This is a genomic window from Jujubicoccus corallicola, from assembly GCF_047345645.1.
GTDB lineage: Bacteria > Pseudomonadota > Alphaproteobacteria > Rhodobacterales > Rhodobacteraceae > JBLEFH01.
Genome location: NZ_JBLEFH010000003.1, coordinates 124317 through 143851, shown reverse-complemented (window position 1 = coordinate 143851; position 19535 = coordinate 124317). Strand labels below are relative to the sequence as shown.

Sequence of the window (19535 nt, the reverse complement as noted above, 5' to 3'; positions counted from 1 at the left end):
GGATTACTCCGCCGGAACGGTCGCCTCGTTGCCCTCGTGCTGCATTTCGGCGCGGCTATAGGCTTTGGCGCGTTGCAGACCCCACCATGCGAAGGCGAAATAGATCGCGGTGCACCAGATGGTGACATCGTAGAACATTTCGCGATTCACATAGTAACGGTAGAGATCGGGGCTGTTGAAGAGCACGCGCCACGCCAGCACCGCAGGGACGACGAGGCCGATCACGATCCAGACCGCGCGGATCACCCGGCTGAGCGGGCGCTTGTCCCGGATCGCGCCATGTTTGCCGCCCTCCTTGATGGCCAGTTCTGCGTGATATTCCTTCACGAGCTGGTCGAAGGCTTCCTCCCGCGCTTCGGCTTCGGGCCAGCTTCCATCGGCGCCATAGCGTTTGGCGAGGACCGTATAGGCGATGATCGAGACGAACCATGTCGGCACGAAGAGATAGAAGAAAGAGATGACGTTGAGCAAATCCAGCCCGAAGCCGAAGACCAGCGAGATCCCCCAGGCGATCAGCGCGGGCATGTTGTGTTTCACACCCTTGAGCCGATACCAGTTCGTCTTCATGCCGAGACGCGGGAAGATATATTGCTCGGCAAAGACGATCCCGCCGATGGGGACGAGCAGCAGGCCCGCATAGGTCAGGAGCGGCAGGATGCTGCGGTAGATGAAGGGAAAACAGCTTCCGACCACCACCGCCGCGCCGACGACAAGGGTGACTTTCTGGCGCGGGACTTTCGGAAACACCGCCTGCGCCGCGAGGCCCGCGCGGTAGAGATTGGAGTTCGCCGTGGTCCAGCCCGCGACGATGACGATGACAAAGCCGGTCGCGCCGAGGGCGTAATAGGCCACGTCGCCGGGGGAGACGACCGCGATGCTGGTTTTCATGATCGCCGCCGTCGCAGCGCCCATGAGCGCCGCCGAGATCCACGCGACATAATGGCCGAACATCATGCCGGTGGCGGTGCAGAGCCCGTAGATCGATTTGCGCGCGTAGCGAAGGAGGGCCATGTCGATCAGGCCGAAATGGGCGAAGGTGTTGGCGGCCCAGGCAAAGCCGATCACCTCGACCAAGCCGATCCCCGGCTCGCCATCCGCGTTAATGCCCGTAAAGACCGTGGTTCCGGCGAGGTTCACGAAGTCGGAAAAGCTCGACAGGGTGGTGTAGCCGGTCAGCGCTTCATTGAGCGAGGGCAGGAGGACCATGCCGCCCGCGGTGAACATGACCATCAGCCATGGCGCGCAGATGCTGGCGAATTCGCTGAGCACGTTGAACCCGTAATAGGCGACCAGCACCGCGATCACGCTCGCCGAGGCCGCGATGGCCACGAAGGCGATGTTGCTGGGGTAGGGGTAGACTTGCGGTGGGATGTCGAAAAGCACCCGCACAGCGGTGGCGGACACGGTGATCATCGCCGCTGAAATGGCGACGAAAATCAAGACATTCGCGCCGTTATAGAAGCGTGAGAACAGCTCCCCCATATTCTTGTCGAGATAGGTGTAGAGGCTGAGGCGCGTTTTCACCGCAATCGGCGCGGTGATGAGCCAGAAACTCAGCATCGCCAGCGTGTTGCCGATGAGCAGGCCGATGAGAATGTCGTTAATGGTCGCCCCGAGGGCCACAAAGGCCGCGCCGATCACGAACTCCGTCGCCGCGACATGCTCCGCCGCATAGAGCCCGAGAAAATGGCCCGCCCCGTGCAAACGATGCGGCGGCACCGGCAGTTGCTCGTCATCCATCTGTTCAATGGCGCTGAATTTATGTGCTGCGGAGTCCGCCATATGCACCTCCCTTGGGGTGTTCGGTGCCAGCGCGAAGGCCGGCCCGGATGATTATTCGGTGTCGTCAATAAAGCGCGCACGGGCGATGACCTGCGCGGTCACCCATTGCGCATTTTCCAGCGCCTCTTCGACGGTGATCTCCCCCGCCAAAGCTTCGGCAATTTGCGAGCCAACCGCCGTGCCGATCCCCGGAAATTCAGGGATTCCCACGAATTGGATGCCGGTATAGGGCACGGCTTCGACGGTGGGGTTGGCCGGATCCGCCGCGTTCAGCGAGGCCAGCGCCATCTCGGCGAAGGGGGCGGCGTTCAGATAAGAGGCGTTTTCGTAAAGCGAAGCGCGTGTGCCCGGCGGCACTTGCGACCACCCCTCCTCCCGCGCCACCAGCGCCGCATACTCCGCCGATGTGGCCCAGGCGACAAAGGTTTTCGCGACCTCCTGATGTGGCGACTGCGCGGAAATGCCGAGCGCCCATGACCAGAGCCAGTTGCTCGTCTTGTCCTGCCCGGCGCCGGGGGCCATGGCAAAACCGACCTGATCGGCCACTTGCGACAGCTCCGGGTCCGTCACCGCCGAGGCGGCCACGGTGGCGTCCACCCAAATAGCGCAGTCACCCTGTTGAAAAAGCGCGAGATTTTCCGTGTAGCCATTGGCCTGCGGGTCCGGCGGACCGAACTCTTGCAGCAGGCTGACATAGTCGCTCACAGCGCTGGACCACGCCGGGCTGTCGAGTTGCGGCTGCCAATCGGCATCGAACCAGCGCGCGCCGTAAGCATTGGCCATCGCCGTGATCAGCGCGACATTCTCGCCCCAACCGGGCTTGCCGCGCAGGCAAATGCCGTGGACGCCCTCGTTCTCCGCGCTGATCGTCGCCGCGGCCTCGCGGATAAAGCTCCAGTCCGGCGCGTCAGGCATGGTTAACCCCGCGGCCTCAAAGAGATCGGTGCGATACATGGTGAAGGACGACTCCGCATAGAAGGGCGCCGCGAAAAGCGTGTCCTCATGCGAGAGGCTTGCGCGGATGGAGGGGAGCAAATCCGCCTCATCATAGCCCGCGGGCATTTCGTCCAGCGGCAGAAGCCATCTGCGCTCCGCCCAGATCGGGGCCTCGTAGCTGCCGATGGTCACGATATCGAAACGGCCCGCGCCGGTCGCGATATCCGTCGTAACCCGCTGACGGAGCGTGTTTTCATCAAGCGCGACCCAGTTGAGTTGCACATTTGGATGCGCGTCGGTGAAGGCTGGAGAGAGCCGCTGCAGACGCTCCATGTCAGGGTTGCCTACGGTCGCGATGGTTAGCACATCCCGCGCCAGAAGCGGCGTTGGGAGCGTCAGAGCCAGGATTGTTGCGATGGAAATATTCTGTCTCATTTGCGCCTCCCCACATCCGAAAATGATTCGAAACTTAGTAAACAGGCGAATGAGGGGATCATCAATAAAAGCGTTTTGTATTGTATTTTAGGAAAAGTATTTTCTTGATTTTGCATTTTACGGATTTTGATTGAAAGACTGCGGCAGGTTGTCGCATTTCTGTGTAGGGCGGTGCGAAGAAACCTTCTCCCAAAGGTATTGATGTGATGGATCTATAGAACATCGTGGTTTTTATCGGATGCTTTGAGCCGTCTTTTACTCACATCTGACCCGCAATAGGTGCGACATCAGCGACAAATAGCCGCCCCACCCCTCTTTCACCGACTCCACTATTTTTAAAGTTAATGGAGATGCGTAGTGTTAACCAATCGTTAACGAACCTTGGTGGTGTGAGGTGACTGCGTTTATTTCCGAAATTAACTACAAATCGGGCGTGACTCCGCCCGAATATGTCGAAATCGCGCTTGGGCCGGGGGACGACCCCGCCGATTTTATCGTATCTTTCTATCGCAATAATGGCGAGTTGCACACGAGCGGGCTGTCGACAACTGGCAATCTGCAAAATGGTGAATTGTCGCTGGCGAGCCTCAGTGGCACGCCCGACCCGGACAATCCGGAGTGGACGATCTACACGGTCGCGTCGACGGCGGCGAACGGCAAGCTCATCAATGGCGGGCCGGGGCGCTTCGCGGATGAGGCGAATTACGTCGCGCTGTCGCGGGTCGGGGAGAGCGGCGAGACCACGGCGATCGACGCCTATGGCGTGCTGCGCAACCGCGACACGACGCTTCAGGGCGGTGCCGCCGATGGGGCGCAGGCCAGCAATCTCAACCCGCCGGGCGGCGGCGACACGGTGCGCATTGACCTCTATGGCAACGTCACGAGTGGGCCGAAAACGGCGGGCGATGCGGTGGTCTGTTTCGCGCAAGGCACTCTGATTTCTTGCGAAAATGGCATGGAGGCGGTGGAGAATATATCCGTTGGGGCGCGCGTTCAGACCCGCGATGAGGGGTTGAAACCGGTCCGCTGGGTGGGCCGCACGCATCTTTCCGCCGCGCGTCTCGCGGCGTCGCCGCATCTGCGACCGATCCGTATTCGCGCAGGCGCGCTTGGGGGCGGGATGCCGCATCGTGACCTTCTGGTCAGCCCGCAGCACCGCCTGCTCGTGCGCTCCGTCATCGCCAAGCGGATGACCGGCGAGGATGAGGTTCTCGTGGCGGCGAAACAGCTGCTGGCGCTCGACGGAATCGAGGTTGCGGAGATGGCGAAGGGTGTGACCTATTTCCACATGCTTTTCGAGCGTCATCAGGTGGTTATCTCCAACGGTGCGCCGACGGAGTCGCTCTTTCCCGGCCCGGAAGCGCTCAAATCTGTCGGGCCAGAAGCAGTGGCCGAGCTGCGTGAAATTTTCCCGGAGTTGGCTAAGGCGACGCCGCCTTGCGAAACCGCACGGGCCGTTTTGCAGGGACGGGCAGCGCGGCGTTTGGCCATGCGGCATGGGAAAAATGCGAAGCCGTTGCTGTCGGCGGACGCGGTCATTTAGGCCGCTAAGGCCGCAAGACGGCGTTGCCGTTTTCCCACCCGGCGGGCTGCATCTAAGGACGCGGCCCGCGCTTCAAATCAGCTGAAATGCTTCCACATCGACCAGCCCGCGATCCGTGATTTTGAGCGCGGGGATGACGGGCAGGGCGAGAAAGGCAAGTTGCAGGAACGGCTCTTCGAGCGTCACGCCGAGGGATTTTGCCGCCTCGCGCAGCGCTTCGAGATGGTCGCGGACGGTCTCGAAAGGCTCCAGACTCATCAGGCCCGCAATCGGCAGGGCGAGTTCCGCGAGGATCTCGCCGTCCCGCGCAACCACGAAGCCGCCCTCGATCTCGCCGAGCCGGTTGGCGGTGAGGGCCATGTCGCTGTCGCTCACGCCGACGGCGCAAATATTGTGGTGATCATGGCAAACTGTGGAGGCAATCGCGCCCGCTTTGAGACCGAAGCCTTCCACGAAACCCGTTGAAATATTGCCGTTTTTTCCATGTCTCTCGACGACCGCGATCCGCACCAGATCGCGCGACGGATCAGGGCGTTTCTCGCCATTTTCCGGCGTGATCTCCTTACGCAGATGCTCGGTGATGATCTTGCCTTCAAGGATGCCGATGACATGCGTGTCCGCCGCGTTGTCCCGGTTCTGGAAATCCTTGGGGTCGAGCTTCGGGGCGTTCACGGAATTTCGCCCCGGTGGGGCGATCTCGCGGCGCGCGGCGAAGGCGTCCTCCGTCATCCGCTGGCCGGCGCAAAGCACGAGCTCGGCGCGGCAGCTTTCGAGGCTGTCGATGGCGACAATATCCGCGCGTTTGCCGGGGGCGATCTGGCCGCGATCCTTGAGGCCGAAGGCTTCGGCGGCGGAGAGACTGGCGGCGCGGTAGACCGCGAGCGGCGGGCAGCCAAGCGCGATCAGGCGGCGGATCAAGTAGTCGAGGTGGCCATGCTCGCCGATATCGAGCGGGTTCCGGTCGTCGGTGCACAGGCACATATAGGCGGAGGTGATGTCGGTGAGGATTGGGGCGAGCGCGTCGAGATCTTTGGACACGGAGCCTTCGCGGATCAGCACGCGCATCCCTTTGCGAAGCTTTTCAATGGCTTCTTCGGCGGTGGTCGCCTCATGCTCGGTGCGGATCCCGGCGGTGATATAGGCGTTGAGATCCTTGCCCGAGAGTTGCGGGCAATGGCCGTCGATATGGCCGCCCTCGAAGAGCGCGAGCTTCGCCATGGCGCCGGGATCGCGGTGGATGACGCCGGGGTAATTCATGAATTCGGCGAGGCCGATGGCGGAGGGGTGGCCCATCACCTCGCTTAGATCGGCGGCCTCCAGCGCCGCGCCGGAGGTTTCCATATCGGTGGAGGGCACGCAGGAGGAGAGCTGCACCCGGATATCCATCAGCGTGTGTTCGGATGACTCCTGAAAATAGCGGATGCCGGGCAGGCCGATGACATTGGCGATTTCATGGGGGTCGCAAATCGCGGTGGTGATCCCGCGCGGGCCGACGCAGCGGTCGAACTCAAACGGCGTTACGAGCGAGCTTTCGATATGCAGATGCGTGTCGATGAAGCCGGGAACGAGGGTGAGGCCGGAGACGTCGATGATCTCGCTGCCCTCATATTCCGCGCCGATCCCGACGATGGTATCGCCGCAAATCGCCACATCGCCGTCGATCATCGCGCCGGTGACGACATCAAGCACTTTGCCGCCGCGCAGGACGAGATCGGCGGGCGCATCGCCCCGGCCTTGGGTGATTTTGCGTTCCAATGTCTCCTGCACGCCCATGATCTTCCGCCCCCTTTAACGATCCGTAAGGGGTCAAGTTTTACATGGCTGCGGGCAAATGGCTATGGAGCGGCGCTAGGCGGAGGATTCGGGTGTGGGAGCCGGACCGAAGGCGGCGGCGAGAATCAGGGTGACGGTGCAGATGAGGCCGATCAGATAGAAGGCGAGAGTCGTGTAAACACCAACCCAGAAGCCGAAAACAAGCCCTGCGGTGACCCCCGCAACCCACGCAAAAGACGCGATAATCGTAATCAAAATTGGCATGAGCGACCTCCTGCGATGAGGATAGGGCGCGGTGTGTTAACAATCGTTAAACAGGGAGGGTGACGTCACGACATTTGGCCGATTTTGGTTAAACGGAGCTTAACGCCGGGCGTTCGGGGAAAAAAAGAACCGGGCGCGAAGGCCCGGTCCATGCACTCTTTACGCAATCTCAAACTTAGAAGCGGTAGGACGCCTTCAGTTTGATGGCGTTGAAATCGCCTTCAAATTCGGTGTCGTCGAACTCTTCGAAGCGGTTGTGGGTCGCTTCCACGCCAACGATCATGCGCTCGGTGGCTTTGAAATCCACACCGGCACCGGCGAGGTAGCCCCAATCTTCATACTCTTCATCGGCCACTTCGGCCTGAGCATAGGCGGCACCGGCGGTCACGTAGGGCATCCAGCGGCCTGCATCGTAACCGGCGCGAACTTTCACGGTCGCAACATCGGTGATTTCGTTTTCGTCATTGTCTTCGAATTCGAGCGCGGCCTTGTCATAAGCCAGCTCGCCACCGAGGACGAATTTGCCGAAATCGTAGTTGTAACCGGCATGGACACCGCCGAGAGCGCCATCAAAGCCTTGCTCGCTGTCGTCATTATCGCCGAGCTGGAAATCGCCGTCAGCGTAGCCAACTTGCGCACCCAGATAGAAGCCCGACCAGTTGCTGTCCGGGGTTGCGACCGGAGCCGGGGTGACCACGGGAGCCGGAGCGACGACAACCGGATCTGCTTCCGGCTGAACCACATTACCGGCATGTGCGGTGCCTGCGATCAGGGCTGCGCCTGCGAAAAGTGCAAATTTCTTCATGTTCATACCTCACTATGTTCTGCGACCTTGAGCGGTCATTTCGTGATGAACGATGGCAGATTTAGGCCTGTCCGGGGGCGGCTTCAATCGGGCTGCGGCACCGGGTCGCAGCTGTTGTGATTTGCCCGCAACCACGCCCTTGTGAGCATCTTGTGACGGGGGCGTTCGCCATGTCATAAACCCTTAAGATTTTGGGCACAAAGGAGTTCACGCAATGCGGTTTTTCACCCGGATCGTCACGATCATGTGTCTGTTTTTTTACGCTGCCCCCCTTGTCGCGCAGGAGGGCAATACCGGGGTGATCGCGGCCGAGGAGGACCAGGCGGCGGACCAGCAGATCGCGCGGCGGCTGAGCGATATTTTCGGCGCGATGGAAGGCACTGACAACGTTCAGCTTTCAGTGAACTCAGGGATTGTGACGATCAGCGGACAGGTGCCGGACACCGATCTCGCCGAGCAACTCGCCGCCGTTGCGGGCCGAATCGAGGGCGTGGTTTCTGTGAATGAGAGCCTCGACATCGCGACCAGCGTCGTTGAGCGCGTTGGCGAGGTCGAGAATCGCCTGATGGCGCGGTTTAACCAAGCCGTGCTCTATCTGCCGCTCCTGCTCGTCGCGGGGCTTTGTTTCGGCGTGATCTGGATGATCGGGCGCTGGCTGTCGGGCCGCAAAGGGCTGGTGTCGCGGTTCGCGCCGAACCCCTTTATTGCCAACCTGATCCAACAAGCTATTTACCTTGCCTTTATTGCCATGGGGCTGGTGCTGGCGCTTGATATCCTCGGTGCAACCGGCGTGATTTCCACGGTTCTCGGGGCCGCCGGGATCGTGGGCCTCGCGGTCGGTTTCGCGGTCAAGGACTCGGTCGAGAACTATATCGCCTCGATCATGCTGTCGCTCCGCCAGCCCTTTGGGCCGAATGATCTCGTCGATATTGACGGGCGGGAAGGGCATGTGCTGCTGCTCTCCTCCCGCGCAACGGTGCTGCTCGACCGCGACGGCAACCATGTGCGCATCCCCAATGCGCAGGTCTTCAAGGCGATCATCACCAATTTCACTCGCAACCCGGAGCGGCGCTTTACCTTCGATTTCGGCGTCGATGCGGCGGCCTCGCTCTCGCAGGTCCAGCAGATCGGGCTCGGCGCGCTGCATGCGCTGCCCTTCGTTCTGAAAGAGCCGGAGCCAAAGGTGCTTGTGAAGGATCTCGGGGACAGCTCGGTGCTGGTGCAATTTGACGGCTGGGTCGATCAGAAGGTGACGGATTTCAACTCCGCGCGCTCCGAAGCGGTGCGGCTCACCAAGAAGGCCATTGAGGCCGCCGGGATCGCGTTGCCCGAGCCCGCCTATATCATCAACATATCACAAGATGGTGCGCCAATCGGCCCGCGCCAGCCCAAAGACGCCGCGCCCGCGCCCGAGGAAGCGGATGAAATTGCTGACGTAACCCCTGAAAAAGACGTGGTTCAGAAGGTCGAGGCCGAACGCGCGGCGGAGGCCGAGACGGATCTTCTGCGCGCCGACAAGATCACCTTGGGCGGCTGAAGAAAGGGCTTTAGAGACGGGCCGCGTCGTGGCACATCTGGGCGCGACAGAATGGTGGATGAAGTGTAATGGCGAAAACAATTGGGTGGGCGCTGATCGGTAGCGGCCCGGTCTCCGAGAAATTTGCCCGCGGGCTTGAGGCAGCGGCGCATGACGCGAAGGTCGCGTGCGTGGCCTCGCGCCGCCGGGAGAATGCCGCGCGGCTCGCCGAGAGCTTGGGCGCGGAGGTGGCGGAGGATTATGCCGCTGCGGTCGCCATGCCGGGGGTCGATGCGGTCTATATCGCGACGCCGCCCGCGTTGCATGAGGATCACGCCAAGCTGGCGATTGCCGCGGGCAAGGCGGTGCTGATCGAAAAGCCCTTCGCGCTCGATGCCGAAGCCGCCACCCGGATCGCCGATGCGGCCAAAGCGGCCAATGTGTTTTGTATGGAAGCGATGTGGACGCGGTTCATGCCGCTCATCGCCGAGGTGCAGAAACAGATCGCGGATGGCAAGATCGGCGAGATCCGCCAGCTTCAGGGGCAGTTCTGCGGGGCCGATGTGCCGCGCGATTCCGTCAGCCTCTTCGATCCGGCCGCGGGCGGCGGCGCGCTCATGCATCGCGGGATCTATCCGCTCTCGCTGGCGCGCGCCTTTTGCGGGCCGGTCGATGAGATGCAGGCCATGGCGCGGATCGGCTCCACCGCGGTTGATGAAGAAGTCATGCTGACCCTGCGCCATGCGGGGGGCGCGCTGTCGAACATCCGCGCGAGCCTGCGCAGCACCGGGCCGAATATGCTGGTCATTCAGGGCGAGCGCGGCACGATCCGACTGGAAGCGCCGATCTACCGCCCGCCAAGCGCGCGGCTCTTTCGCATCAAACCGCGGGAGGGCGGCACGGGCGGCGGCGGCAAGCTGGCGGGACTCAAGGAGAACGCAACGGTTCAGGCGCTCTGGCAGCGTTTCGGCGGCGCGGCCAAGGCGCTGCGGCCCGGCGGCAGCGCGATCAACGCGCCTTATGCGGGTAATGGCTATGGCCATGAAGCCGACGCGGTCGCCGAGGCGCTGGAGAAGGGCGTGACCGCGCATCAGACGCTTCCGCTGGAGGAGACGGTCGAAATCATGAAACTGGTCGATCAGGCCAAGGCGACATGGAGCACAGGTGCATGAGGTTTGGCGCATGAAGATCGGGATTATCGGCTGCGGCTATGTGTTTGATCACTATATGGCAACGCGGGCCAAGCACCCGCATGTCGAGATCGCCGGGATTACGGACAAGGACACGGCCCGCGCGGTGCATGTCGCGGATTTTTACGATCTGAAGCAATATCCCGACAATGCGGCGATGCTGGCGGACCCTGAGATCGACATTATCGTCAATCTCACCTCCATCGAGGCGCATAACGACGTGACGCGCGCGGCGCTGGAGGCGGGCAAACATGCCTATTCCGAAAAGCCGCTCGTCACGGATATGGATGAGGCCAAGGCATTGATGGCGCTGGCGGAGGAGAAGGGGCTGTATCTCTCCTGCGCGCCGTCGAACACGCTCTCGGCGACCTCGCAGACCATGTGGAAAGCCGTGGCGGATGGGACCATTGGCGATCCGCGTATCGTCTATGCCGAGTTTGACGACAACCCGATTTACCTCATGAGCCCCGAGGAATGGCGCTCCCGCTCCGGCGCGCCGTGGCCTTATTTGCATGAATATGAGATGGGGTGCACTTGGGAGCATGTTGGCTATCACCTGACATGGATGTGCGCGATTTTTGGCCCGGTGCGGTCGGTCACGGCGTTTTCCAAACAGACCCTGCCGGACAAGACGGACAAGCCGCTCGATCCGCCCGACACGCCTGATTTCTCGGTGGCCTGTCTGGATTTTGAAAGCGGTGTCGTGGGCCGTGTTACCTGCTCCATCGCCGCGCCCTATGACCACCGGATGCGGATCATCGGCAATGAGGGGATGCTCCACGCGGATACTTATCGCCATTACGAATGCCCCGTTTATCATGAGCGCTTCACCAAGCTGTCGATGAACGCCCGCAAGGCGCGGTCGGTGCGGACGAAAAGCTGGCTGCAATGGCCGTTCGGGGTGGGGGGCAAGCGCTTGCCGCTCGTCGATGCGCCGACGCCGGGGCGGGACGGGGAAGAGAAGATCGATCCGCTCGGCAACAGCTGGAGCCCGAAAACGCTCATCAAGAAGTTCAAGCGCCGCCAGCTTGGCCAGCAGGACAAGTTTATCGGCATCGCGGAACTGGTGCAGGCGATCGAGAAAGGGCGCAAACCCTTCCCGAGCCACGATTTTACGCTGCATCTCACCGAATTGACGCTGGCGATTCAGGCGGCCGGTGCGGATGGCGCGTCGAAGACGCTGGAGACGCGGTTTGACCCGCTGCCGCTCCGCGAGATGACGGCGCAGCGCGGGCCGAATTATGCGCGGTTCAACCAAGATGGCTGGCTCGACAAGATGACCGCGAAACTGCTCGACCGGATGCACAGGCATTGAGAGGAAATCGGCTTGCCGCGCCTTTCCGAATATCTTAGGAAGGGGCGCACGCGGGTATAGCTTAATGGTAAAGCCCCTGCCTTCCAAGCAGGCTATGTCGGTTCGATTCCGTCTACCCGCTCCAATTCCCGCCATCCCTTGCGCGGGTCGCCGAAGACGAGCCTAAGGGAACGCGATGACAGCCCAAGAAGAGCGCGAAAAGTCCAGACAAATCGGGCCGTTGCGTGGGCTTCTGCCTTATGTTTTGCGCTATAAATGGATGGCCGTCGGTGCCGGGCTGGCGCTTTGCGTGACGGCGATGCTATCGCTCTCGCTGCCGCTCGCGGTGCGCCGGGTGATCGACAATTTCGGGGCCGAAAGCGCCGCGCAGATGGACCGTTATTTCGGCGCGGCGATCCTCATTGCCGGGCTGCTCGCCATCGGCACGGCGGTGCGGTTCATGCTGGTCACGCGGCTTGGCGAGCGGGTGGTGGCCGATATTCGCCGCGCCATGTTCGACCGCATTATTTCCATGAGTCCGGCCTTTTACGAGCGGGTCATGACGGGCGAAATCCTCTCGCGCCTGACTACGGACACGACGCTGATCCTCTCGGTGATCGGCTCGTCGGTCTCGGTTGCACTGCGCCATATGCTGACGCTGACGGGCGGGCTGATTTTCATGCTGCTGACCTCGGCGAAGCTGACTGGCCTCGTGATGCTCGGCGTGCCGCTGGTGCTGGTCCCGATCCTCACGCTTGGGCGGCGGTTGCGGGTGTTGAGCCGCGAGAGCCAGGACGCCATCGCCGCGAGTTCCGCTCATGCCAGCGAGCTGTTGCAGGCCGCGCAGACCGTGCAATCCTACACCCGCGAAGGCACGAGCCGCGCGCGGTTTGGCGATCTGACAGAGTATTCCTTTGACGTGGCCAAACGCCGGATCACGACCCGCGCGGGCATGACTGCCATCGTGATTTTCCTTGTCTTTACAAGTGTCGTCGCGGTCCTCTGGATCGGCGCGCGCGATGTGCGGGCCGGGGAGATGAGCGCGGGCGAGCTGGTGCAATTCGTGATCTATTCGGTGATGGTCGCCGGCGCGGTTGGCGCGGTCTCGGAGATCTGGGGCGAGCTTCAGCGCGCCGCGGGCGCGACGGAGCGGATCATGGAGCTGCTGGAGACCCAAGACAGCCTGCCCGACCCGGTGGACCCGCTGCCGCTCGTCCATCCCGTGCGCGGCGAGATCCGCTTTGACGATGTGGCGTTCAGCTATCCGAGCCGCCCGGATGTCTCGGCGCTCGAAGGGGTCAGCTTCGCGATTGCACCGGGGGAAACGGTGGCGCTGGTCGGCCCGTCCGGGGCGGGCAAAAGCACGGTGCTGCAACTGCTTCAGCGCTTTTATGCGCCGCAGGGCGGTGAGATCACGCTCGACGGCGTCGGCCTTCACCGCCTGACCCGCACGGATTTGCGCAGCGCGCTGGCGCTTGTTCCGCAAGACCCGGTGATCTTTGCCACGACGATTGCGGAGAATATCGGCTTCGGGCGCGAGGGCGCGAGCCGGGATGAGATTATTGCTGCGGCTACAGCCGCGTCCGCGCATGAGTTCATCATGCGTCTGCCCGAGGGCTATGACAGTTATGTCGGCGAGCGCGGCGTGATGCTCTCGGGCGGGCAGAAACAGCGGATCGCGATTGCGCGGGCGGTGCTGCGCGACGCGCCGGTGCTGCTGCTCGATGAGGCGACCTCGGCGCTCGACGCGGAAAGCGAGCGGGCGGTGCAGGAGGCGTTCGACCGGATGAGCGCGGATCGCACCACGCTCATCGTCGCGCACCGGCTGGCGACCGTGAAAAAAGCCGACCGGATTTTGGTCTTTGACGAGGGCCGGATTGTCGCTCAAGGCACCCATGACAGCCTTGTTTCAGAGGGCGGTCTCTATGCGCGCCTCGCCGCGTTGCAGTTTACGTCAACATAAGTGACGTTAACGTAACGGAGCGACAGGCTTGACGCCGCGTTCAGGTTGCGAGCTAAATTTAATCGTCACAGGCTGCGCAGCACGCCATCTGATGGCAGGGGAGGATAACATGAATGCAACCGCTGAGGCGGGGTTTGACCCGCTTGCATATAAGGCTGAGATAGAGGCGCGCGGGCCTTTTGAAGACCAGATTACGGCGCGCACACTTTACGAACAACTGACGGAAACGACGAACGCGCGCGGCGATGCGCCCGCGATTTCGTTTCAGCTCACATCGGATATTTCGGACAAGGGCGAGACGCTCAGCTGGCGCGAGCTTAAGGAACGGGCGACACGGGCCGCGAACCTTTTCCGCAGTCTGGGCGTCGAGGAGGGGGACTCCGTTGCCTATATCCTGCCGAATTGTAACGAGGCGGTGGTCACGCTTCTGGGCGGTGCGACGGCGGGGATCGTCAACCCGGTCAACCCGCTGATCGAGCCGGAGAAAATCGCCTCGATCCTGCGCGAAAGCGGCGCGAAAGTGGTGGTGACGCTCAAGCCGTTCCCGAAAACGGATCTGAGCGAGAAGGTCGCCGAAGCGGTTGGCTATGCGCCCAATGTCAAGCATGTCGTCGAGGTCGATTTGCTGCGCTATCTGACGGGCGTGAAAAAGATGATCGTGCCGTTCCTGCGCCCCAAGCGGAATCACAGCCACAACGCCAAGATCCATAATTTCGAGAAGGAACTGGCCAAGCACTCCGGCGACAAGCTGACCTTCACCGAGAGCCGGGAGAACCGCGCTTGCGGCTATTTCCACACCGGCGGGACCACGGGAATGCCGAAACTGGCGCAGCATAACGCGCTCGGGATGCTCTATAATGGCTGGGTGGTGAGCGAGCTGAACGTGCTGGCGCCCGGCTCCGTGTTGATGTGTCCGCTGCCGATGTTCCATGTGTTCGCGGCTTACCCGGTCTTCATGTCCTCGCTGGTCACGGGCGGGCATCTCGTGATGCCGACGCCGCAGGGCTATCGCGGCGATGGCGTGATGCAGAATTTCTGGAAGCTCATCGAGAAATACAAGGCGGACTTCCTCATCACGGTCCCGACCGCCGCCGCCGCGCTGATGCAGCAGCCGATCAACGCCGATGTGTCCTCGCTGAAATATGCGATCTCCGGCTCCGCGCCGCTGCCGCGCGAGCTGTTCACCCGGTTTGAAGACAAGACCGGCCTGCGCATCCTTGAGGGCTACGGCATGACCGAGGCGACCTGCCTCATTTCCGTCAACCCGGTGCAGGGCGAGCGCAAGATCGGCTCCGTCGGCATCCCGTTCCCCCACACCGAGGTGCGCATCCTGCATTGCGATGCGTCGGGCGCGGTCACCAAGGAATGCGGCGTCGACGAGATTGGCGAGATTTGCGCGGCCAATCCCGGCGTCTGGACCGGCAAGACCTACACCGATGCGACCAAGAACGAGAAGCTCTTCGCCGATGGGAAATATCTGCGCACCGGCGATCTTGGCCGGATCGACGCGGACGGGTTCCTCTGGATCACCGGCCGCGCCAAGGATCTGATCATCCGCGGCGGACACAATATCGACCCGGCGATCATCGAGGAGGGGCTGATGTCCCACCCCGAGGTTGCTTTCGTCGGCGCGATCGGCCAGCCGGACGCGCATTCCGGCGAAGTCCCCGCGGCCTATGTGGAGCTGAACGACGGCGCGGATGTGAGCGTCGGCGATCTGGTGGCGCATTGCAAAGACCACATCTCCGAGCGCGCGGCGGTCCCGAAACATATCGAGATCCTGCCCGAGTTGCCGAAAACCGCCGTGGGCAAGGTGTTCAAACCCGACCTGCGCCGCCTCGCGATCAAGCGCGTCTTTGACGCAGCGCTCAAAGAGGGCGGCGTGAATGCCGAGATCGGCGAAATCCGCGAGGACAAGAAACGTGGCCTCGTCGCCAAAGTCGAACGCGCTGACGGCGTCAGCGACGATAAAATCCAAGAAATCCTGGGCGTCTTCTCAGTACCCTGGGAGGCGTGAGCGGTTCAAACTGCGAAAAGCCGCCTCTATTGGCGGCTTTTTCATGTGGAGACACGAACAGCCATGCGGCGCTGTCAAAATACTGACTTTAAAGGAAAAACTGGTGCTGCTGGAGAGAATTGAACTCTCGACCTCTCCCTTACCAAGGGAGTGCTCTACCTCTGAGCTACAGCAGCATCGTGGGAGCGGCTTTTAACGGATCTTGCGCCGAGTGCAACCCTTATCTGGACCATTCTTTCGCCTCTTTGTAAAAGAAACCTCATGACGCAGGGAAAGACCCCAAGTAAGACAGGCACATCACAGGGTGAGCCGGACATGACCGAGGCGACGCGGGCCGAAAAGGCCACGCGGGAGGCGCGGCTGGCCGAGGCCCTGCGCGAGAATCTCAAACGCCGCAAGGCGCAGGCGCGCGGGCGCAAATCCGCGGGCGATCAGGCATCCGAGGAGTAAGCATGGACAAGATCATCGTGAAGGGCGGCAACAGCCTGAGTGGGCAGATTCCGATTGCGGGGGCGAAGAATGCGTGCCTCACGCTGATGCCCGCTGCGCTCCTGACCGACGAGCCGCTGACGCTGACCAACGCGCCGCGCCTGTCGGATATTCGCACGATGAAGGAGCTGCTGCGCTCGCTCGGTACGGAGATTGCGAGCCTGTCGGATGATCAGGTGCTGGTGCTGGCGACGCCCGAGATCACGAATTCCAAGGCCGATTACGAGATCGTCCGCAAGATGCGCGCGTCGATTCTGGTGCTCGGCCCGATGCTGGCGCGGCTTGGCCATGCAGAGGTGAGCTTGCCGGGTGGCTGCGCGATTGGCGCGCGGCCGGTTGATCTGCATTTGCGCGGGCTGGAGGCGCTTGGCGCGGAGCTGGATCTGCGTGATGGTTATGTGTTCGCGAAGGCACCGGGCGGGCTCAAGGGCGGGGTGTTTGAATTCCCAGTCGTTTCCGTGGGCGCGACCGAGAACCTGATGATGGCGGCGACGCTGGCCAATGGCAAAACCGTGCTGAAAAACGCCGCGCGGGAGCCGGAGATCGTCGATCTGGCGGACTGCCTGCGGGCCATGGGCGCGCAGATCACGGGCGACGGCACCGAGGAGATCACCATCGAGGGCGTCGAAAAGCTGCATGGCGCGACGCATCGCGTGATCACCGACCGGATCGAATTGGGCACCTACATGCTCGCCCCCGTGATGGCCGGCGGCGAAGTGGAGCTGCTTGGCGGGCGCCGCGATCTGGTGGAAGCGTTCTGCGAGAAGCTGGAGCAGGCGGGCGTGACCGTTGAGGAAACCAAGGCGGGGCTCAAGGTCCGCCGCACCAATGGGCGTCTGACGGCGGTGGATGTGACCACCGAGCCGCATCCGGGCTTTCCCACCGATCTTCAGGCGCAGATGATGGCGATGTTGACCCTTGCGGATGGCGACAGCCACCTTGAGGAAACCATTTTCGAGAACCGCTTCATGCACGCGCCGGAGCTGGCCCGCATGGGCGCGAATATCGAGGTCCATGGCGGGACTGCCACGGTCCACGGGGTCGAGACACTGCGCGGCGCGCCGGTGATGGCAACGGATCTGCGCGCCTCGGTCTCGCTCATTCTGGCGGGGCTCGCGGCGGAGGGCGAAACCAGTGTGAGCCGCGTCTATCACCTTGATCGCGGCTATGAGCGGCTTGAGGAAAAGCTGCGGGCCTGCGGCGCGGATGTGCGGCGTGAAAAGGAAGTTCAGCCAGTCAAAGAGGTGGCCGATGAGTGACGCTCGTTTTGCCGATGGCGCGGAAGAGGCGCTGGCGCTGAAAGCCGAAGGCGCGGAGGATCTGCCGGTCATTTCGGCCATGATCCAGGACGCGGTCGGGCAGGTCAGCGAGATGCGCTGGATCCCCAAACAGCACCGGCTGGCGTTCCTTCTCAACCGCTTCCGCTGGGAAGATGCGGATGAGGCGGCGGCGCAGAGCCGGCCTTATGAGCGGGTGCAATCGGTTCTGGTGATCGACGGCGCACTGAAAGTCTCGTCGAGCGGGATCGACCGCAATGATCAGGAGCTGGTGTTCTCGCTCCTGTCGCTGGAGTTCACGCCCGGAGAGGATGGCGCGGGCCGGATGATGCTGACGCTGGCGGGCGATGGCGAGATTGCGGTGGATGTCGAGACCATCGACGTGATCCTCAAGGATGTCTCGCGCCCCTATAAAGCACGGGCCAAAGCGCTGCCGCGTCACAGCGAGGACGGCTGATGCCGGTTTTCCTCGATGCGTCCGCGCCGGATTTCGAGGCGGAGTTCACCGCGCTGCTTTCGGCGAAGCGGGAGGCGAGCGTCGATGTGGACGAGGCGGTCGCGGCGATCATTGCGCAGGTGCGGGCCGAGGGCGATGCGGCGCTTCACGCGCTGACGGCGAAATTTGATCGCTTCACGCCCGAGGCGCTGGCCTTTTCCGAAGATGAGGTCGAGACGATTATCGCCGATGTGGCCCCCGGCGACCGTGCGGCGCTGGAACTCGCGGCGGGCCGGATCCGAGCTTATCACGAAAAGCAGCGTCCCGAAGATCACCAGTTCACCGATCAAGCGGGCGCGACCCTTGGCTGGCGTTGGTCGGCGGTGGACCGAGCGGGACTTTATGTGCCGGGCGGCATCGCGACCTATCCGTCTTCGGTCCTGATGAATGCGATCCCGGCGAGTGTGGCCGGGGTGCGCGAGCTGGTCATGTGCGTGCCGACGCCGGACGGGGCGGTGAACCCTCTGGTGATCCTTGCGGCGAAACTCTCGGGCATTTCGAAAATCTTCCGTGTCGGCGGCGCGCAGGCCGTGGCGGCGATGGCTTATGGCACCGAAAGCGTGCCCGCTTGCGACAAGATCACCGGTCCGGGCAATGCCTATGTGGCCGCCGCCAAGCGCCGGGTTTATGGCCATGTCGGGATCGACATGATCGCCGGGCCGTCGGAAATCCTCGTGATTGCGGATGCGGACAACAACCCGGATTGGCTGGCGCTTGATCTGATGAGCCAGGCCGAGCATGACGAAAGCGCGCAGAGCATTTTGATCACCACCAGCGCGGAGCTGGGGCAGGGGGTCGCGAAAGCGGTGGAGGCACGGCTGGAAACGCTGGAGCGGCGCGCCATTGCGGGCGCAAGCTGGCGCGATTTCGGCGCGATCATCACCGTGCCGGACTTGGAGACGGCGAGCGCGCTCACCAACCGCATCGCGCCGGAGCATCTGGAGATCTGCACCGCTGATCCGGACGCCGTGGCCGCCACCATCCGCCATGCGGGCGCGATGTTCCTCGGGGCCTACACGCCCGAAGCGATTGGCGATTATGTTGGCGGGCCGAACCATGTGCTGCCGACGGCGCGCTCGGCACGGTTCTCGTCGGGGCTGTCGGTGCTGGATTTCATGAAACGCACGACGATAGCGAAAATGACGCCGGAAGCGCTCAAGGCCATCGGCCCGGCGGCGGCAACACTTGCGCGGGCGGAAAGCCTTGAGGCGCATGGCCTGTCGGTAACGGCACGGCTCGACACGCTCAACCATGGGGGCAAGGATGAGTGACACCAACCGCATCAGCGACGTGACTTTGGACGAAACGGGCCTGCCGGTCCCGACGCCGGAGATCGCGCAGGAACGCAAGGTCGCGATTTTCGATCTTCTGGAGGAGAACAGCTTCGCGCCGCTCGCCAAGGAAGGGCAGGAGATTCCGCCGGGGCCGTATCATCTGAGCCTCGCCGTGCGGGACAAGCGGCTGGTGATGTCGATTGCGCCCGAAGCGGGCGGCGATCCGGCGGAGCTGCATCTCTCGCTCTCGCCCTTCCGGCAGGTCATCAAGGATTACTTCGCTATCTGCGCCAGCTATTTCGACGCGGTGAAGAACCTGCCGCCCTCGAAAATCGAGGCGATCGACATGGCCCGCCGGGGGATCCACAACGAGGGCTCGCGCATCCTGATGGAGCGGCTCGAAGGCAAGGTGGAGCTCGATCACGACACGGCGCGCCGCCTCTTCACCCTGATTTGCGTGCTGCATTTCAAAGGCTGATTT

Annotated in this window: 16 protein-coding genes and 2 tRNA genes; 12 read left to right on the top strand and 6 right to left on the bottom strand. The window is 62.5% G+C overall.

The genetic code is table 11. The features are described from left to right. Positions 1-3: 3 nt before the first annotated feature. Together ACMA5I_RS05870 and ACMA5I_RS05865 are read right to left on the bottom strand one after the other, a co-directional pair. On the bottom strand, positions 4-1782 hold the full coding sequence (locus tag ACMA5I_RS05870; RefSeq protein ID WP_525885308.1) for a purine-cytosine permease family protein: 1779 nt from the start codon (positions 1780-1782) through the stop codon (positions 4-6). Positions 1783-1833: 51 nt separating this feature from the next. After that, entirely contained in the window at positions 1834-3153 is a 1320-nt protein-coding gene (locus tag ACMA5I_RS05865) for an ABC transporter substrate-binding protein (RefSeq protein ID WP_525885307.1), read from the bottom strand. A 394-nt stretch (positions 3154-3547) separates the two neighbouring features. On the opposite strand from ACMA5I_RS05865, the gene ACMA5I_RS05860 reads away from it, so the two are divergent. After that, positions 3548-4696, top strand: a complete 1149-nt coding sequence (locus tag ACMA5I_RS05860) for a Hint domain-containing protein (protein ID WP_525885306.1) — start codon at positions 3548-3550, stop codon at positions 4694-4696. 72 nt (positions 4697-4768) lie between these two features. Here the strand turns inward: ACMA5I_RS05860 and ade are convergent, their stop codons facing one another. The 3 genes from ade to ACMA5I_RS05845 all read right to left on the bottom strand — a co-directional run bounded on the left by ade (position 4769) and on the right by ACMA5I_RS05845 (position 7538). Then, a complete protein-coding gene (gene ade, locus ACMA5I_RS05855) occupies positions 4769-6469 on the bottom strand; it encodes an adenine deaminase (RefSeq protein ID WP_525885305.1) in 1701 nt (566 codons plus the stop codon). A 75-nt stretch (positions 6470-6544) separates the two neighbouring features. Next, entirely contained in the window at positions 6545-6733 is a 189-nt protein-coding gene (locus tag ACMA5I_RS05850; protein ID WP_525885304.1) for a hypothetical protein, read from the bottom strand. A gap of 175 nt (positions 6734-6908) precedes the next feature. After that, positions 6909-7538 carry an outer membrane protein gene (locus ACMA5I_RS05845; protein ID WP_525885303.1) on the bottom strand — a complete coding sequence of 210 codons (630 nt, stop codon included), beginning with the start codon at positions 7536-7538 and terminating at the stop codon, positions 6909-6911. 214 nt (positions 7539-7752) lie between these two features. Here ACMA5I_RS05845 and ACMA5I_RS05840 point away from each other — a divergent pair, with 214 nt between their 5' ends. From ACMA5I_RS05840 to ACMA5I_RS05815, 6 genes are all read left to right on the top strand, one after another. Then, entirely contained in the window at positions 7753-9075 is a 1323-nt protein-coding gene (locus ACMA5I_RS05840; protein WP_525885302.1) for a mechanosensitive ion channel family protein, read from the top strand. Between the two features lie 68 nt (positions 9076-9143). After that, positions 9144-10226, top strand: a complete 1083-nt coding sequence (locus ACMA5I_RS05835) for a Gfo/Idh/MocA family protein (RefSeq protein WP_525885301.1) — start codon at positions 9144-9146, stop codon at positions 10224-10226. Between the two features lie 10 nt (positions 10227-10236). Then, the gene (locus ACMA5I_RS05830; protein ID WP_525885300.1) at positions 10237-11559 is read left to right on the top strand and encodes a Gfo/Idh/MocA family protein; all 1323 of its coding nucleotides are present in this window, start codon (positions 10237-10239) and stop codon (positions 11557-11559) included. Positions 11560-11609: 50 nt separating this feature from the next. Next, positions 11610-11683, top strand: a tRNA-Gly gene (locus tag ACMA5I_RS05825). Positions 11684-11734: 51 nt separating this feature from the next. Beyond that, positions 11735-13501, top strand: a complete 1767-nt coding sequence (locus ACMA5I_RS05820) for an ABC transporter transmembrane domain-containing protein (RefSeq protein WP_525885299.1) — start codon at positions 11735-11737, stop codon at positions 13499-13501. A 109-nt stretch (positions 13502-13610) separates the two neighbouring features. Beyond that, positions 13611-15518 carry an acyl-CoA synthetase gene (locus ACMA5I_RS05815; RefSeq protein ID WP_525885298.1) on the top strand — a complete coding sequence of 636 codons (1908 nt, stop codon included), beginning with the start codon at positions 13611-13613 and terminating at the stop codon, positions 15516-15518. A 101-nt stretch (positions 15519-15619) separates the two neighbouring features. Here ACMA5I_RS05815 and ACMA5I_RS05810 read toward each other — a convergent pair. Further along, a tRNA-Thr gene (locus tag ACMA5I_RS05810) sits at positions 15620-15694 on the bottom strand. An 85-nt stretch (positions 15695-15779) separates the two neighbouring features. Between ACMA5I_RS05810 and ACMA5I_RS05805 the strand changes: the two genes are divergently transcribed. From ACMA5I_RS05805 to ACMA5I_RS05785, 5 genes are read left to right on the top strand one after another with little or no spacing between them, the layout of a single operon-like run. Beyond that, positions 15780-15968: a hypothetical protein gene (locus ACMA5I_RS05805; protein ID WP_525885297.1), complete on the top strand. Its 189-nt coding sequence runs from the start codon at positions 15780-15782 to the stop codon at positions 15966-15968. A gap of 2 nt (positions 15969-15970) precedes the next feature. Continuing rightward, complete coding sequence (gene murA, locus ACMA5I_RS05800; protein WP_525885296.1) at positions 15971-17266, top strand: UDP-N-acetylglucosamine 1-carboxyvinyltransferase; 1296 nt, start codon at positions 15971-15973, stop codon at positions 17264-17266. Beyond that, positions 17259-17741, top strand: coding sequence for a DUF2948 family protein (locus tag ACMA5I_RS05795; protein WP_525885295.1), 483 nt, complete (start codon positions 17259-17261; stop codon positions 17739-17741). The genes murA and ACMA5I_RS05795 overlap by 8 nt, the downstream gene beginning before the upstream one ends. After that, the gene (gene hisD / locus ACMA5I_RS05790; protein WP_525885294.1) at positions 17741-19051 is read left to right on the top strand and encodes a histidinol dehydrogenase; all 1311 of its coding nucleotides are present in this window, start codon (positions 17741-17743) and stop codon (positions 19049-19051) included. Before ACMA5I_RS05795 ends, hisD begins: the two co-directional genes overlap by 1 nt. Further along, the gene (locus tag ACMA5I_RS05785) at positions 19044-19532 is read left to right on the top strand and encodes a UPF0262 family protein (RefSeq protein WP_525885293.1); all 489 of its coding nucleotides are present in this window, start codon (positions 19044-19046) and stop codon (positions 19530-19532) included. Before hisD ends, ACMA5I_RS05785 begins: the two co-directional genes overlap by 8 nt. Positions 19533-19535 lie beyond the last annotated feature (3 nt).

Bases quoted from the DNA above. Each gene is read 5' to 3' on its own strand.
- ACMA5I_RS05845 (WP_525885303.1), bottom strand. From the start codon at position 7,538: ATGAAGAAATTTGCACTTTTCGCAGGCGCAGCCCTGATCGCAGGCACC.
- hisD (WP_525885294.1), top strand. From the start codon at position 17,741: ATGCCGGTTTTCCTCGATGCGTCCGCGCCGGATTTCGAGGCGGAGTTC.
- ACMA5I_RS05785 (WP_525885293.1), top strand. From the start codon at position 19,044: ATGAGTGACACCAACCGCATCAGCGACGTGACTTTGGACGAAACGGGC.
- ACMA5I_RS05795 (WP_525885295.1), top strand. From the start codon at position 17,259: ATGAGTGACGCTCGTTTTGCCGATGGCGCGGAAGAGGCGCTGGCGCTG.
- ade (WP_525885305.1), bottom strand. From the start codon at position 6,469: ATGGGCGTGCAGGAGACATTGGAACGCAAAATCACCCAAGGCCGGGGC.
- ACMA5I_RS05805 (WP_525885297.1), top strand. From the start codon at position 15,780: ATGACGCAGGGAAAGACCCCAAGTAAGACAGGCACATCACAGGGTGAG.
- ACMA5I_RS05835 (WP_525885301.1), top strand. From the start codon at position 9,144: ATGGCGAAAACAATTGGGTGGGCGCTGATCGGTAGCGGCCCGGTCTCC.
- ACMA5I_RS05840 (WP_525885302.1), top strand. From the start codon at position 7,753: ATGCGGTTTTTCACCCGGATCGTCACGATCATGTGTCTGTTTTTTTAC.
- ACMA5I_RS05820 (WP_525885299.1), top strand. From the start codon at position 11,735: ATGACAGCCCAAGAAGAGCGCGAAAAGTCCAGACAAATCGGGCCGTTG.
- ACMA5I_RS05830 (WP_525885300.1), top strand. From the start codon at position 10,237: ATGAAGATCGGGATTATCGGCTGCGGCTATGTGTTTGATCACTATATG.
- ACMA5I_RS05870 (WP_525885308.1), bottom strand. From the start codon at position 1,782: ATGGCGGACTCCGCAGCACATAAATTCAGCGCCATTGAACAGATGGAT.
- ACMA5I_RS05815 (WP_525885298.1), top strand. From the start codon at position 13,611: ATGAATGCAACCGCTGAGGCGGGGTTTGACCCGCTTGCATATAAGGCT.
- ACMA5I_RS05865 (WP_525885307.1), bottom strand. From the start codon at position 3,153: ATGAGACAGAATATTTCCATCGCAACAATCCTGGCTCTGACGCTCCCA.
- ACMA5I_RS05850 (WP_525885304.1), bottom strand. From the start codon at position 6,733: ATGCCAATTTTGATTACGATTATCGCGTCTTTTGCGTGGGTTGCGGGG.
- murA (WP_525885296.1), top strand. From the start codon at position 15,971: ATGGACAAGATCATCGTGAAGGGCGGCAACAGCCTGAGTGGGCAGATT.